The sequence below is a fragment of the Sphingomonas sp. JUb134 genome (assembly GCF_004341505.2).
Taxonomy (GTDB): domain Bacteria; phylum Pseudomonadota; class Alphaproteobacteria; order Sphingomonadales; family Sphingomonadaceae; genus Sphingomonas.
This window is the reverse complement of record NZ_SLYP02000001.1, coordinates 1,305,961-1,320,462: the sequence shown is the minus strand read 5'-3', so window position 1 is coordinate 1,320,462 and position 14,502 is coordinate 1,305,961. Positions and strand designations below refer to the sequence as shown.

General features: G+C 69.3%; 14 protein-coding genes and 1 riboswitch. Of the genes, 8 read left to right on the top strand and 6 right to left on the bottom strand.

Annotated elements, in window-relative coordinates; all coding sequences use genetic code 11:
* Positions 1-66: 66 nt before the first annotated feature.
* The 8 genes from EDF69_RS06180 (at position 67) to EDF69_RS06145 (ending at position 7,483) form a co-directional block, all read left to right on the top strand.
* On the top strand, positions 67-681 hold the full coding sequence (locus EDF69_RS06180) for a DUF4893 domain-containing protein (protein ID WP_132882523.1): 615 nt from the start codon (positions 67-69) through the stop codon (positions 679-681).
* A 71-nt stretch (positions 682-752) separates the two neighbouring features.
* Positions 753-2,063 carry an amidohydrolase gene (locus EDF69_RS06175; protein ID WP_132882524.1) on the top strand — a complete coding sequence of 437 codons (1,311 nt, stop codon included), beginning with the start codon at positions 753-755 and terminating at the stop codon, positions 2,061-2,063.
* 130 nt (positions 2,064-2,193) lie between these two features.
* Positions 2,194-2,814: a 50S ribosomal protein L25/general stress protein Ctc gene (locus EDF69_RS06170; protein WP_125962222.1), complete on the top strand. Its 621-nt coding sequence runs from the start codon at positions 2,194-2,196 to the stop codon at positions 2,812-2,814.
* A gap of 96 nt (positions 2,815-2,910) precedes the next feature.
* Positions 2,911-3,483, top strand: coding sequence for an aminoacyl-tRNA hydrolase (gene pth, locus EDF69_RS06165; protein WP_132882525.1), 573 nt, complete (start codon positions 2,911-2,913; stop codon positions 3,481-3,483).
* Positions 3,484-3,676: 193 nt separating this feature from the next.
* Positions 3,677-4,282: a TIGR02466 family protein gene (locus EDF69_RS06160; RefSeq protein WP_132882526.1), complete on the top strand. Its 606-nt coding sequence runs from the start codon at positions 3,677-3,679 to the stop codon at positions 4,280-4,282.
* 218 nt (positions 4,283-4,500) lie between these two features.
* The gene (locus EDF69_RS06155; RefSeq protein ID WP_132882527.1) at positions 4,501-4,785 is read left to right on the top strand and encodes a hypothetical protein; all 285 of its coding nucleotides are present in this window, start codon (positions 4,501-4,503) and stop codon (positions 4,783-4,785) included.
* Positions 4,786-4,881: 96 nt separating this feature from the next.
* Complete coding sequence (ychF, locus tag EDF69_RS06150; protein ID WP_132882528.1) at positions 4,882-5,982, top strand: redox-regulated ATPase YchF; 1,101 nt, start codon at positions 4,882-4,884, stop codon at positions 5,980-5,982.
* 211 nt (positions 5,983-6,193) lie between these two features.
* Positions 6,194-7,483 (top strand): alkaline phosphatase family protein, encoded by a 1,290-nt coding sequence (locus EDF69_RS06145; RefSeq protein WP_132882529.1) that lies wholly within the window; start codon positions 6,194-6,196, stop codon positions 7,481-7,483.
* A 53-nt stretch (positions 7,484-7,536) separates the two neighbouring features.
* Here EDF69_RS06145 and EDF69_RS06140 read toward each other — a convergent pair whose 3' ends face one another.
* From EDF69_RS06140 to EDF69_RS06115, 6 genes are all read right to left on the bottom strand, one after another.
* Complete coding sequence (locus EDF69_RS06140; protein WP_132882530.1) at positions 7,537-8,334, bottom strand: peptidase; 798 nt, start codon at positions 8,332-8,334, stop codon at positions 7,537-7,539.
* Between the two features lie 182 nt (positions 8,335-8,516).
* A complete protein-coding gene (gcvPB, locus tag EDF69_RS06135) occupies positions 8,517-10,088 on the bottom strand; it encodes an aminomethyl-transferring glycine dehydrogenase subunit GcvPB (RefSeq protein ID WP_132882531.1) in 1,572 nt (523 codons plus the stop codon).
* Entirely contained in the window at positions 10,085-11,443 is a 1,359-nt protein-coding gene (gene gcvPA / locus EDF69_RS06130) for an aminomethyl-transferring glycine dehydrogenase subunit GcvPA (RefSeq protein WP_132882532.1), read from the bottom strand. Before gcvPA ends, gcvPB begins: the two co-directional genes overlap by 4 nt.
* Before the next feature lie 275 nt (positions 11,444-11,718).
* Complete coding sequence (gene gcvH / locus EDF69_RS06125; protein ID WP_125958950.1) at positions 11,719-12,090, bottom strand: glycine cleavage system protein GcvH; 372 nt, start codon at positions 12,088-12,090, stop codon at positions 11,719-11,721.
* A gap of 12 nt (positions 12,091-12,102) precedes the next feature.
* Entirely contained in the window at positions 12,103-13,284 is a 1,182-nt protein-coding gene (gene gcvT, locus EDF69_RS06120) for a glycine cleavage system aminomethyltransferase GcvT (protein ID WP_132882533.1), read from the bottom strand.
* Between the two features lie 155 nt (positions 13,285-13,439).
* Positions 13,440-13,542, bottom strand: a riboswitch (glycine riboswitch).
* Positions 13,543-13,793: 251 nt separating this feature from the next.
* The gene (locus EDF69_RS06115; RefSeq protein WP_132882534.1) at positions 13,794-14,441 is read right to left on the bottom strand and encodes a hypothetical protein; all 648 of its coding nucleotides are present in this window, start codon (positions 14,439-14,441) and stop codon (positions 13,794-13,796) included.
* Between the last annotated feature and the right edge of the window lie 61 nt (positions 14,442-14,502).

Genomic DNA, 14,502 nt, shown 5'->3' with positions numbered 1-14,502 from the left:
GGTCGTTCGACAAAACGAAATCGGATCGGGGGGATGGTGCGGATGCGAATTGGCGGGTGTTGGACGGTGTTGACGGCGGCGCTGCTCGCAGGTGGCTGTGCCCATGGCGGAGCCGAGCGTTCCGACGTTGCCGCCACGCCGAGCGCCACGCCCGACTGGCGCTCGATGGCGACCGCCGCCGATCGCGACCGGCTGCGCAACTGGCGCACCGCCTGGATGGCGGCACTGGCGGCGGCCCGGGTGGTTAGTCCGAAGGAGGTCGCGGCGCAGGGTGAGTTGTTCGATCCCGACCTGGCGCTGCCCGGCTCGCCGCCACCGCCCGGCGACTATCGCTGCCGCGTCTTCAAGCTCGGCACCGGTCGTGCCGCCACCCCCGGCTACGTCGCCTATCCCTTCTTCGACTGCCGCATCGAGCAGGAGGGGGATGTGCTGAGCTTCTACAAGCGCACCGGCTCACAGCGTCCGGTCGGGCTCATCCTGCCGGACAGCGAGGTGCGCGGCATCTTCCTGGGCACGCTGATGCTCAGCGACGAGACCGCCCCCCTGGACTATGGCCGCGACACCACCCGCGACATGGCCGGCCGGGTGGAGCGCGTGGCGGAGGGCCGCTGGCGCATCGCCCTTCCCTATCCGCGCTTTGAATCCACCCTGGACGTGATCGAGCTGGTCCCCGCCGGCTGAGCGCTGCTTGCCAAGCGGCGGCTGGTCGTCGCACGCTGGCGTCCACATCAGGGGGAATCGCCATGCGTCCAATGCTCGCCACCGCTCTGCTCGCCACCACGCTTGGGGTGCCGGCCTCGCCTGCCGCTGCCGAACCGGTCCGCGACGCGACCATGGCGGCACTGCCGCAGCTGACCGCGCTCTACCGCGAACTCCACGCCGCTCCCGAGCTCAGCCGGCAGGAGGTGAAGAGCGCCGCGCGCATGGCGACCGAGGCGCGCAAGGCAGGCTTCACCGTGACCGAGAAGGTCGGCGGCACCGGCGTCGTCGCGGTGCTGCGCAACGGCCCCGGCCCCACGCTGCTGATCCGCACCGACATGGACGGCTTGCCAGTGACGGAGGCGACCGGCCTCCCCTTCGCCTCGAAAGTCCGCGCCACCACCGCCGATGGCGTCGAGACGGGCGTGATGCACGCCTGCGGCCACGACACGCACATGGCGAGCTGGGTCGGCACGCTGCGCAACCTGTCGGCGATGAAAGGCCAATGGTCCGGCACGCTGGTGATGATCGCGCAGCCGGCGGAGGAAGTGGGGCTCGGCGCGCAGGCGATGCTGGCGGACGGCCTCTACACGCGCTTTCCCAAGCCCACCCATGCCATCGCCTTCCACGACAGCGCCGGGCTGCAGGCAGGCGTGATCGGCGTCCATTCCGGCTACACCTTCGCCAACGTCGACTCGGTCGACGTGGTGGTCCGCGGCGTCGGCGGTCATGGCGCCTATCCCAACACCACCAAGGACCCGATCGTGCTCGCCTCCCGCATCGTCGGCGCGCTCCAGACCTTGGTGTCGCGCGAACTCGACCCGCAGACGCCGGGCGTGGTGACGGTCGGCAGCTTCCATGCCGGCGCCAAGCATAACATCATCCCCGACGAGGCGAAGCTGCTCTTGACCGTGCGCAGCTACACCGACGAGTCGCGCAAGCAGCTGCTCGACGGCATCGCCCGGATCGCGCGCGGCGAGGCGATCGCCGCCGGCATCCCCGAGGATCGCATGCCGACCGTCCAGGTCGAGCAGACCTACACCCCCGCCACCTTCAACACCGAGCCCTTGTCGGGCGAACTGCGCACGCTGTTCACCGGGCGCTTCGGCGAAGCGCGGGTCAAGGAGGTGCCGGCGACGATGGGCGGGGAGGACTTCAGCCGCTATTATCTGGCGGACAAGTCGATCCAGAGCATGATCTTCTGGGTCGGCGGGGTGCCCGCCGACAAGTGGGCGAAGGCACAGGACGGGGTGGCCGAGCTGCCCTCGCTCCACAGCGCCGGCTGGGCACCGGATGCGGAGGCCGTGATCGGCACCGCGACCGAGGCGCTGACGGCAGCGGCGCTGGACGTGCTCAAGAAGTAGCAGACCGCCGAACGGGCGCCTTGCTTGCGTTTCGGCGCGCGTTCGCGTAAGCGCGCGCCCTTGTCGTGCCGGGGTCATCCCTGGAGGCCCGGTCGGCGAACATGGAACCAAGCGCAATACGGAGACTGTGATGAGCGACCAGCTTACGCTGTCGGCCGAGACGCGCGATCGGGTTGGCAAGGGAGCCTCCCGTTCGCTTCGTCGTGAAGGCCGCGTGCCCGCCGTGATCTACGGCAACAACGAAGAACCGACCCCGATCCACGTCAACGGTCGCGAACTGATGCGCCTGCTGATGACCGGCCACTTCATGAACTCGGTCGTGATGATCGACGCCGGCGGTTCCTCGATCCGCACGCTGCCCAAGGACGTGGCTTTCGATCCCGTCACCGACCTGCCGGTGCACGTGGACTTCCTGCGCATCGGCGAGCACTCGACCGTCACCGTCCAGGTGCCCGTAGTGTTCACCGACGAGGAAGAGGCTCCCGGCATCAAGCGCGGCGGCGTTCTGAACGTCGTCCGTCACGAGCTGGAGCTGGTGGTCGACGCAGCGAACATCCCCGACCAGGTCGAGGTTTCGCTCAAGGGCGCCGAAGTCGGCGACTCGATCCACATCTCCGCGGTGACGCTGCCCCAGGGCGCGCAGCCGGCGATCGAAGACCGCGACTTCACCATCGCGACGATCGTGGCGCCGTCCGCGCTCAAGTCGAGCGAAGGCGACACCCAGACCGAAGTCGAGGGTGCGGGCGCCTGAGCCCTTCCCTTTTCCGACATCGGTAAAGACAGCATCGCCTCCGCAACCTGTTGCGGGGGCGATGTTCTTTTGGAACACCCAAGCACGGGGACAGCCATGCAGCTCTGGGTCGGCCTGGGCAATCCGGGCCCGCAACATGCGATGCAGCGCCACAACGTCGGCTTCATGGCCGTCGATGCGATCGGCGAGGTGCACGGTTTCTCCCCGCCGAAGAAAGCGTTCCAGGGCTGGGTGCAGGAAGGGCGCATCGGCAGCGAAAAGCTGCTGCTCCTGAAGCCCGGCACCTACATGAACGAGAGCGGCCGTTCGGTCGGCGAGGCGATGCGCTTCTACAAGCTGACACCGGCCGACGTGACGCTGTTCCACGACGAGCTCGACCTGGTCCCCTTCAAGGTGAAGGTGAAGACCGGCGGCGGCGCTGCCGGCCACAACGGCCTGCGCTCCACCGACCAGCACATCGGCAACGACTATCGCCGCGTCCGGCTCGGCATCGGCCATCCGGGGCACAAGGACCGGGTCACCGGCTATGTGCTCGGCAACTATGCCAAGGCCGAGATCGAGGACCTGTCCGACATGCTGGGTGCGGTCGCGGCGGAAGCCGAGTGGCTGGCGCGCGGCGACGACGTCCGCTTCATGAACGAGGTCGCGCTGCGGCTGCAGCGGGATTAGGGCACTCCTCTGTCGCGGATGCTCTGCCCGCCTACCTCATCCGCCGTTCGTCTCGAGTAGCCGTCGAGCTTGTCGAGACGGCGTATCGAGAGACCGATTGCGGTGGCTCTCCCGATACGGGCTCTCGACAAGCTCGATCCCTACTCGAGACGAACGGGTCGGGTATCATGTCGATCTACCCCAGGAGTCCCCCATGCCCGTCCGCCACCTCTTCACCACTCCGCTCTACCAGGAGCAGATCGGCCAGCCCGAGTTGATCGCCGAGCTGGAGGAAAGCGTCCGCGCGCTCGCCGAGGACGATATCGCCGGCAAGCGCTGGTCGCGCGAGCACCGCTACCGCGGCTACACCAGCTATGCCTCGCTCGACGACCTGCCGATCCGCGACCCCGCGTTCGCCGACCTGAAGCGCCTGCTCGACCGGCACGTCGCCCGCTTTGCGGAAGCCTGCGCGATGGACCTGGGCGGCCGCCGGCTGAAGCTCGACAGCCTGTGGGTCAACCTGCTGAAGCCCGGCGGCGGCCACTCCGGCCACATCCATCCGCACAGCGTCGTCTCCGGCACCGTCTATGTCGCCGTGCCCGAGGGTGCCGGCGGGCTCAAGCTGGAGGACCCGCGCCTCGCACGGTTCATGGCGGCCCCGCCCCGCCGGCCGGACGCGCCCGAAAGCCTCGCCACCTTCGTGGAGGTGAACCCGGAGCCGGGCACCATCCTCTTGTGGGAAAGCTGGCTTCGGCACGAGGTCATGCCGCACGCCGGCAAGGGCGACCGGATCAGCGTCAGCTTCAACTACCGCTGGTAAGGGGGAACGCCGGGGCGGGCTGGACGGTTGAAGGGGAGACTCAGCCAGAAAGGACCGTCCCGATGATCCAGGATCCGAACCCCAACGACCAGTCCACCGAGAACCAGAACGAAGACGAACTGGAAGAAGCGCAGGCCGAGGCCGCCGAGGAGCGTGAGGAAGAAGGCGGCTACCAATAAGCCGCCCTCGCCTATCCCCAGCAGACCGGAAGATCGCCCATGAGCCACACCCCGCCCGTTCCTGACGCGAACCAGGCCCCCTACCCCCGCCAGGCACCGCCCCCGCCGTCGCCCGCAATTGCAGAGACGGCGGCGCGCGCTGCCGCCCGCCGCGCGCAGGATGAGGCGGATCGCGAGCGGACGCGCAGCGTAACGCTGGCGACGCTTGCCGGCGTCGGCCTCGGCGCGCTCGCGATCGGTGCCGTGCTGCTGCTTTCCCGCGACAGCGAGGCGCCGAAGGCCAAGGCCAAGGCCAAGCGCAAGAAGACGACCAAGAAAGCATAGCCTTCGAGGCGGTGCCGCAGCACCCGTCTGGTAAAGGGAGCCCGAAACGCCTATGCGGCGGGCTTCACCTTCACCATCGGGATCGAAGAACCGGACATGGGTTTCCGCTGCGGCATCGTCGGGCTTCCGAACGTCGGCAAGTCCACTCTTTTCAACGCGCTGACCCAGACGGCAGCGGCGCAGGCGGCGAACTATCCGTTCTGCACCATCGAGCCCAACGTCGGGAACGTCGCCGTCCCCGACGAGCGGCTGGAGAAGCTGGCGGCCATCGCCGGCTCGCAGAAGATCATCGAGACCCAGCTCGGCTTCGTGGACATCGCAGGGCTCGTGCGCGGCGCATCCAAGGGCGAGGGCCTGGGCAACCAGTTCCTGGGCAACATCCGTGAGGTGGACGCGATCGTCCACGTCCTGCGCTGCTTCGAGAACGACGATATTCAGCACGTCGACAACAAGGTCGACCCGATCGCCGACGCCGAGACGGTCGAGACCGAGCTGATGCTGTCCGACCTGGAGAGCCTGGAAAAGCGCGTCCCCAACCTCGTCAAGAAGGGCCAGCAAGGCGACAAGGAAGCCAAGATCGGCGCCTCCGTGCTCGGCCAGGCGCTGGAGCTGCTTCGAGAGGGCAAGCCGGCGCGGCTGACCCAGCCCAAGGACGACGAGGAAGCGCGCGTGTTCGCCCAGGCGCAGCTGCTCACCGCCAAGCCGGTGCTCTACGTCTGCAACGTGAACGAGGAAGACGCGGCCGAGGGCAATGCGCTCTCCGCCAAGGTGTTCGAGAAGGCTGCGGCCGAGGGCGCACAGGCCGTCGTCGTCTCCGCCGCGATCGAGGCCGAGATCGCGACCATGGAGCCTGCCGACCGCCAGGAGTTCCTGAGCGACCTGGGTCTCACCGAGACCGGCCTCGCCCGCGTGATCCGCGCCGGCTACAAGCTGCTCAACCTGCTGACCTTCTTCACGGTCGGTCCCAAGGAGGCGCGCGCCTGGACGGTCGAAGCCGGTGCCAAGGCGCCACAGGCCGCAGGCGAGATCCACACCGACTTCGAGCGCGGCTTCATCCGCGCCGAGACCATCGCCTATGACGACTATGTCGCCTGCAACGGCGAAGCCGGCGCGCGCGAAGCGGGCAAGCTGCGCCAGGAGGGCAAGGAATATGTCGTCCACGACGGCGACGTGATGCTCTTCCGCTTCAACGTTTGACGGTCTGGGGGTGCCTCCTCGGCACCCACCAAGCCACAGTGCTCCCGCGGAGGCGGGAGCCCAGGGCCGCGAACGCAACCCTCGCCCCTGCCTGACCCTGGGCCCCCGCCTCCGCGGGGGCACGGGAGAGAAAGCGTCGCATTCTACGACGTCCGCTTCGAAGTCACCCGCTGTCATAATCCTGCCGCCGACCGGGGCGAAGGGAGGCGCCATGCTCAAGCTCCCCTTCGTCGCCGCGCTGTTGGCGGCCGCTTCGCTCGCCGCCTGCGCGCAAACCCCGCCGCCGGTCGCCGCCGCCCCGGCACCTGCCGCGACCGCCCCTGCGGAGGCCCGCGCGCCCGTCACCATCCTCGTCTCGATCGACGGCTTCCGCCCCGATTATCTGCAGCGCGGCGTGACGCCGGTGCTCTCCCGCCTTGCCGCAACCGGCGTGACCGGGCCGATGCACCCCTCCTTCCCCTCCAAGACCTTCCCCAATCACTGGACGCTGGTGACCGGCCTGCGCCCGGACCGGCACGGCATCGTCGCCAATCGCATGGAGGATCCCGCGGATCCAAAGAACGTCTTCACCATGGCGACGGACGACCCGAGCTGGTGGAACGGCGCCGAGCCGATCTGGGTAGCGGCCGAGAAGGCGGGCATCCGTACGGCCACCCAGTTCTGGCCCGGCTCGAACGTTCCGATCGGCGCCACCCGCGCCGCCGAATGGCCGCACAAGACGCAGGGCGGCACCCGCCCGTCCGACTGGCAGCAGTATAACGAGGCGATCAGCCCCACGCAGCGCGTCAACGGCGTGCTCGACTGGCTGCGCCGCCCGGCCGACATCCGCCCGCGCCTGCTCACCCTCTATTTCGAAGCGGTGGACACCGCCGGCCACCGCTTTGGTCCGGACTCAGGCGAAGTGAACGAGGCCGCTGCCGATGTCGACGCAGCCGTCGGTGCGCTCGTCGCCGGTCTCGCCGCGATGGGCCAGCCTGCAAACCTGGTGATCGTCGCCGATCACGGCATGGCCGCCACCACCAGTGAGCGCGTGGTGGCCCTCGACAAGCTAGCCGATCCGTCGCTCTACCACGTCGTGGAGGCCGGGCCCTATGCCGCGCTGACGCCGACGCCCGGCAAGGAAGCGGCGGTCGAAAAGGCGCTGTTGAAGCCGCACGCGCACATGGAGTGCTGGCGCAAGGGGGAGATCCCGGCCCGCTTCCACTATGGGCGCAACCCGCGCGTGCCAGCGATCCTGTGCCTGGCGGAGGACGGCTGGCAGGTGCTGCCGACCACGCCGACACAGCCGCAGGCCGGCGGCAGCCACGGCTTCGACAACATGGCGCCGGACATGGCGGCGCTGTTCATCGCCAACGGCCCCGCCTTTGCGAGCGGGCGCACGCTGCCGGATTTCGACAACGTCGACGTCTACCCGCTGCTGCGCGACCTGATCGGCCTGCCGCCCGCCCAAGGGATCGACGGCACCGACGCGCCGTTCCGCGGCGTTCTGAAGGCGCAGTAACGCGCTCGGGCGGCGCGGGCCCCGGGTTCAGCCCGGAGCCCGCCGCCCTGGGGTCAGTTCGGACGCGATCCGCCCCGGCCGCTGGAGCGCGGGCCGCCCGAACGGCCACCCTGCCCGCCCCAGCGCGGGCTGGAGCGGCCGCTCTGGCCACCCCAACGCGGGCTCGACCGACCGCCGCGATCTCCCCAGCTCGGGCTCGGACGGCCGCCCGGCCGCGCGTCGCTGCCGCCGGGACGATCCGGGCGCTGCGCACCCGCGTCGCCCCGCCCCGGACGCGAACTGGGGACCCAGGAACCAGGCCGGCCAGGACGGACGCCGGGACGATACTCGCCGCCTTGCCCCGGACGGACACCCGGGCGCCCATCGCCTGGACGGCCGTCGCCCGGACGGCCGGGACGCACACCGGGGCGTCCGTCACCCGGACGGCCGGGACGCACACCGGGGCGTCCGTCACCCGGACGGCCGGGACGCACGCCCGGACGACCGTCGCCGGGGCGGAAGTCGTTCCAGTTGTTGCCCGGGCGGCCATCGCCGCGCCAGTTGTGCCGGCGCTGCTCCCAATAGCGGCGCTGGCTGTCGGTCCAGCGGTGCGGGCGGCGATAGCGGTCGTAGACGTAGTAGCCGGTGCCCGGATAATAATAGTTGCCCTGCCAACCCCAATAGGGCGAGCCGAAGCCGCTGCCGTAGTAGCCGGCGCCATAACCGTCATAATAGGGATCATAGTAACCGCCGGAACCATAGCCGACGGACACGCCGCTATAGCCATAGCCGCCGTCGCCATAGGTGCAGGCGCTGACGCCCAGGCCCGCTGCCGCGATCAGCGCGAGAGTACGGATGCGCTTCAGAAACATGGGAATTCTCCCGAATAGGAATGTCCGCATCGGTCGCAGAACGCGGTTGAACGGAGCGTGAACTATTCGGAACAACGTGGGCGATACTTGGACGGTTCCGGCGCCGTCTCCACGAGCGACGCCCACGCGCAAGTATCGGCAGCCTCTCCTCCCGGACACCGGCCCGGGAGGAGGCTGTGCGATTACTCGGCTGCCTGCGCCGCCGGCTGCGGCGCCTTCCAGCGCAGCACCGGCTTGCGGGCGGCCTGCGTCTCGTCGAGGCGACGACGCGGCGCGAAGTGGGGCGCGCCCTTCAACGCCTGGTCGCCGGCCTTGGCGCGTTCCGCCACCGAGCGCAGCGCGCCGATGAACTGGTCGAGCGCGGCCTTCGACTCGGTTTCGGTCGGCTCGATCAGCATCGCGCCGTGGACGACCAGCGGGAAGTACATCGTCATCGGGTGATAACCCTCGTCGATGAGCCCCTTGGCCACGTCCAGCGTCGTGAAGCCCTCGGCCAGGCCTGCGTCCGAGAACAGCGCCTCGTGCATGCACGGGCCGCTGCCGCCGAACGGCGCGTCGAGCACGTCTTCCAGCTGGCGCAGCACATAGTTGGCGTTGAGCACCGCATCGCCCGACACCTGGTAGAGGCCATCGGCACCGTGGCTGAGGATGTAGCTGAGCGCGCGGGTGAACATGCCCATCTGCCCGTGGAAGGCGACCATGCGGCCGAAGCTGCCGGCGTGATGCTCGCCCGCCGTCTCTTCCTCGATCAGCGCGAAGCGGTCGCCCTGCTTCTCGACGAAGGGAAGCGGGGCGAACGGCGTCAGCGCCGCCGAGAACACCACCGGCCCCGAACCCGGCCCGCCGCCGCCGTGCGGCGTCGAGAAGGTCTTGTGCAGGTTGATGTGCATCGCATCGACGCCGAGGTCGCCCGGACGTACCCGCCCGACGATCGCGTTGAAGTTGGCGCCGTCGCAATAGACATAGCCGCCCGCGTCATGCACCGCATCGCTGATCGCGCGCATGTCGCGCTCGAACAGGCCGCAGGTATTGGGGTTGGTGATCATCACGCCCGCCACGTCCGGCCCCAGCCGCGCCTTCAGCGCCTCCAGGTCGACGCGCCCCTCGGCAGTGGCGGGAATGTCCTCGACCTTGAAGCCGGCAAAGGCCGCGGTCGCGGGGTTGGTGCCGTGCGCGCTCTCGGGCACCAGGATCACCTTGCGATGGCCCTCGCCCTTGGCTTCCAGCGCCGCGCGAATCGCGAGAATGCCGCACAGCTCGCCATGCGCGCCCGCCTTGGGGCTCATCGCGACCGAGTCCATGCCCGTCAGCGTCACCAGCCAGTGCGCGAGCTGGTGGATCACCTCCAGCGCGCCCTGCACCGTGTCGACCGGCTGCAGCGGGTGGACATCGGCAAAGCCCGGCAACCGCGCCATGCGCTCGTTCAGGCGCGGGTTGTGCTTCATGGTGCACGAGCCGAGCGGGAACAGGCCCAGGTCGATGGCATAGTTCTGACGGCTGAGGCGCGTGTAGTGCCGCACCGCCTCCGGCTCCGACAGGCCGGGCAGGCCGATCGGGTCCTTGCGTTCCATCCCGCCGAGCCGCGACGGCGCCTGCGGCGATTCGTCGAAGTCGACGCCAGTCACGTCGGCCGAGCCGATCTCGAACAGCAGCGGCTCTTCGAGCATCAGCGCGCGGTTGCCGGTGAAGGTCGCCTGGGTGGCCTCGTCGCCGCCGCCCATCTCGGGGCGCCAGCCGCTCTGGTTGATCGTCATGCCAGCACCTCTTCGAGCTCGGTTGCGAGCGTCTCGATATCTTCCGCGGTCACCGTCTCGGTCACCGCCACCACCAGGCCATTGGCAAGCTCCGCCTCGCCCGGATAGAGCCGGCCAAGCGAGACGCCCGCCAGCACGCCGCGCTCCGCCAGCGTGCGGACGACCGGACGCGCTTCCTTCGACAGCTTGAGCGTGAACTCGTTGAAGAAGCTGGTGTTGACCAGCTCGATCCCCGGCACCTTCGCCAGCCGGTCGGCCGCCGCCACGGCGCGCGCATGGTTGCTCGCGGCGAGCTGGCGCAGGCCCTTCTCGCCCAAGAGGGTCATGTGGATCGAGAAGGCGAGCGCACACAGCCCCGAGTTGGTGCAGATGTTCGACGTCGCCTTTTCGCGACGGATGTGCTGCTCGCGGGTCGACAGCGTCAGCACGAAGCCGCGCTTGCCCTCGGCATCCACGGTCTCGCCGCAGAGACGCCCCGGCATCTGGCGGACCAGCTTGTCGGAGCAGGCGAACAGGCCGACGTACGGCCCGCCGAACTGCAGGCCGACGCCCAGCGACTGGCCTTCGCCGACGACGATGTCGGCGCCCAGCTCGCCCGGCGAGGCGATCGCGCCGAGCGCCACCGGCTCGGTCACCACCGCGATCAGCAGCGCCTTGTTGGCGTGCGCCGCCTCGGCGATCGGGCGCAGGTCCGGGATGCGGCCGAGGATGTCCGGATACTGGACGACCACGCACGAGGTATCCCCGTCGATCGCGGCGATCAGCGCCTCGGCATCGGTGTCGGCGGTGAGCGTCGGCGCGGAGGTCTCCAGCACGTCGCCGGTGAACTTCGCCATGGTATTGGCGACCGAGACGTAATGCGGGTGGAGCCCCGACGAGAGGATCGCCTTGCCGCGGCGGGTGACCCGGCGCGCCATGGTGATCGCTTCCCAGCAGGCGGTCGAGCCGTCGTACATCGACGCGTTGGCCACGTCGCAGCCGAACAGCTGTGCGACCTGCGTCTGGAACTCGAACAGCATCTGCAACGTGCCCTGCGCGATTTCCGGCTGATAGGGCGTGTAGGCGGTGAGATACTCGCCGCGCTGGATCAGATGGTCGACGCTCGCCGGCACATGGTGGCGATAGGCGCCGCAGCCGAGAAAGAACGGCGCCGTGCCGGCGGCGAGGTTCTTGGCGGCAAGCGCCGACAGGTGGCGCTCGACGGCGAGCTCGCTCGCGTGGTTGGGCAGGCCGGGCACGGGGCCGTCGAGGCGCGCGGCCTCCGGCACATCGGCAAACAGCGCGTCGACAGAGGACGCGCCCACCGCGGCGAGCATCGCCTCGCGGTCAGGCTGGGTCAGGGGCAGGTAGCGCATGGCAATCCTTCGGGACGGGAGCCCGGCTGGCCAAGACCTTTGCAAAGCGCTGTCTCGTGCTCCTGCGAAAGCAGGAGCCCAGGGTTTCAAGCGCCGCGAGCCGTTGCTCTGCTTGGCCCTGGATCCCTGCCTGCGCAGGGATACGGGAGTGTCTGGACGCCTGTTGCGCCTCTTGCAAAGGTCCGGCGACCGCCGGTTTCTCATGCGGCGGGCTCACTCCACAAGAGCCACGCCCGCCGCCCGAGATGCCAGCCTAAAGCTGGCGGACTTGGGGTTCAGAGCTTGGCGACGAACGCCGCGTACTTGTCCGCGTCCATCAGCCCTTCGAGCTCGGACGGGTCGGACAGGGTCAGGCGGAAGAACCAGCCGTCGCCTTCCGGATCCTCGTTGACGAGGGCCGGGCTCGCCTCGAGCTCGGCATTGCCCTCGACCACGGTGCCCGATGCCGGCGTGTAGACGTCGGAAGCGGCCTTGACCGATTCGACCACCGCGGCCTCGTCGCCCTTGGTCAGCTCGCGGCCTTCCTCGGGAACTTCGACGAACACGATGTCGCCCAGCTGGCTCTGGGCATATTCGGTGATGCCGACGGTCGCGACGTCGCCGTCGACTTCGACCCACTCATGTTCTTCGGTGAAATAACGGCTCATCGACGGCGCTCCTTAGCGGACGTAACGGTGGGAAATGAACGGCATCGGCACGACCTCGGCGGTATGGGCCTTGCCGCGCTGGGACAGGGTGATCTCGGTGCCGGGCACCGCGAGCGCGGCGGGCACATAGGCCATGGCGATCGGCGCGCCGACGCTGGGGGCAAAGCCGCCCGAGGTCACGCGGCCGATGGTCTTGCCGGTCTGGTCGACGACGGTCGCGCCCTCGCGCACCGGCTGGCGGCCGTCGACGCGCAGGCAGACGCGCTTGGTCGCCGGACCCTCGGCACGCTCGGCCAGGATGCGCTCGGCACCGGGGAAGCCCCCTTCCTCGCGGCGGCGCTTCGACAGCGCAAAGCCCAGGTCGGCGGCGACCGGCGTGGTCTCTTCGTCCAGGTCATGGCCGTAAAGCGGCAGCCCGGCCTCCAGGCGCAGCGAGTCGCGTGCGCCGAGACCGATCGGCTGCACCTCCGGCTCGCCGGTGAGCGCGTCGGCGAATGCCTCGGCCGCTTCGGCCGGCAGCGAGATCTCGCAGCCGTCCTCGCCGGTGTAGCCCGACCGGCTGATCCACAGCGCATGGCCGGCCCACTCGAACGCACCCGCCGTCATGAAGCGCAGCGCATCGACGCCGGGGATCAGCCGCGCGAGCGTGGCGACCGCCTCAGGCCCCTGCAGCGCCAGCAGTGCGCGGTCTTCCAGGTGGTTGATGGTGATCGAGTCGGCCAGCGCCTCACGCAGATGGCCGAGGTCGTCGTACTTGGTGGCGCCGTTCACGACCATGTAGAAGGCCTCGCCAGCAGGCGCCGGCTCACCCGCCTCGCCGAACGGATGCGCTTCCGGCAGGCGCGTCACCATCAGGTCGTCGAGGATGCCGCCATTGTCGGCGAGCAGCAGCGAATAGCGCATGCGATTGGGTGCCAGCACCTGGAGGTCGCCCGGCAGCAGCGCTTCGAGCGCCTGGGCCACGCCCTCGCCCGTGAACAGCAGCTGGCCCATGTGGCTGACGTCGAACAGGCCGGCGTGCTGGCGGGTCCACAGGTGCTCGGCCATGATGCCTTCATACTGCACCGGCATCTCATAGCCGGCGAAGGGCACCATCCGCCCACCACGGGCGCGATGCCAGCCGTCGAGCGGCAGCAACGAGGGCGCGATCGGCTCGAAGCCGTCCGCATCGGAAGAGGAAATCGGGTCGCTCATTCGCGCAGTCTCCGGCAGGTCTGGCACGACGCAGACACAGGCCTCCCCGCATCCCCGCCGCCCCCTCTGTCACGGAACCTGAGAGCTTTCGCGCAGCTGTTGTGCGCTTACCCCTTCGGTGGCGCCGAAATCACGGCGCGCTTTCCAGAGTGTCGTTGGCGCGCGCGGTCCCTTTAGCCTGAGAGATTCCGGGGCGGTTGCTCCTTCGGCGGCCGCATGCGGCCTGCAAGGCCGGCGGCGCTCTCCCGCGCGTGCCCATGGCCGTTCCCGGCCATCGACGCGCCCGCTCTGGCTCGCCCGCGGAGCCGAGTCAATCGGCCTCGCGACGGACGCTTCGTTTAAAAGCCCCATTGGCACTCAGCCCCTCCCGTTCAGTTCGAGTAGCCGTCGAGCCTGTCGAGACGGCGTATCGAGAACCGGTGGCGGTGGCTCTCTCGACACGGGCTCTCGACAAGCTCGATCCCTGCTCGAGACAAACGGGGTTGGTTGCAGCCAACGACCGCGGAAGATCAGCGCGTGGCGTTGTAGCGCAGCTGGTCCTGAGTCAGCTGGAAGCCTACCAGCGCCTCGAACGAGGCGTTGAGCACAGCCTGACGCACTTCCGGCGTCGACAGCGGGTCGACCGCGGCATCCTCTGCGCCGGCCTTGCGCGGGCGGGTGATCTGCTGGCGGATTTCGTCCGGCAGCGTCGCCGCCGAGCGCTGCACGACCGCGGTCGCGCTGCCGGTCGCCTGGGCGCGCGCCTCGCCGGGGGCGAAATCGAGCACGGCGTGGTTGATGCGCTTGGCCACCACCTGCGATCCGCCGCGCACCACCGTCAGGAAGTACGGCAGGTCGACCTGGCGAGCGCCGTCGGTGCGGGTGCGGCGCGCCTGGATGTCGAAGGTGACGGTGGAGACGATGTCCTCGCCCGTCTCGTTGCAGGTGGCGCGCACGTTGGTGATCGTCGCGGTCACGTCGATCGCGCTCGCCAGCTGGGTGCCGGCCGGATCGAACAGGGTGATGTCGCCGGTGCCGGCGGGCACGCCGGCTGCCGGACAGGCGGAGCGGACCGTGGTGATGCCGACGCCACGGGTCACGTCGATCTCGCCTTTACGGCTGCACCCCGCGAGGGCGAGGAGCGCGACAGCGGAAACAGCGAGCGTTCGGACGATCACAGGAAGTACACCTTTCACGACGAACGGGCCGTCGCATGCAGCGCCGACCCGGACCGCCGCC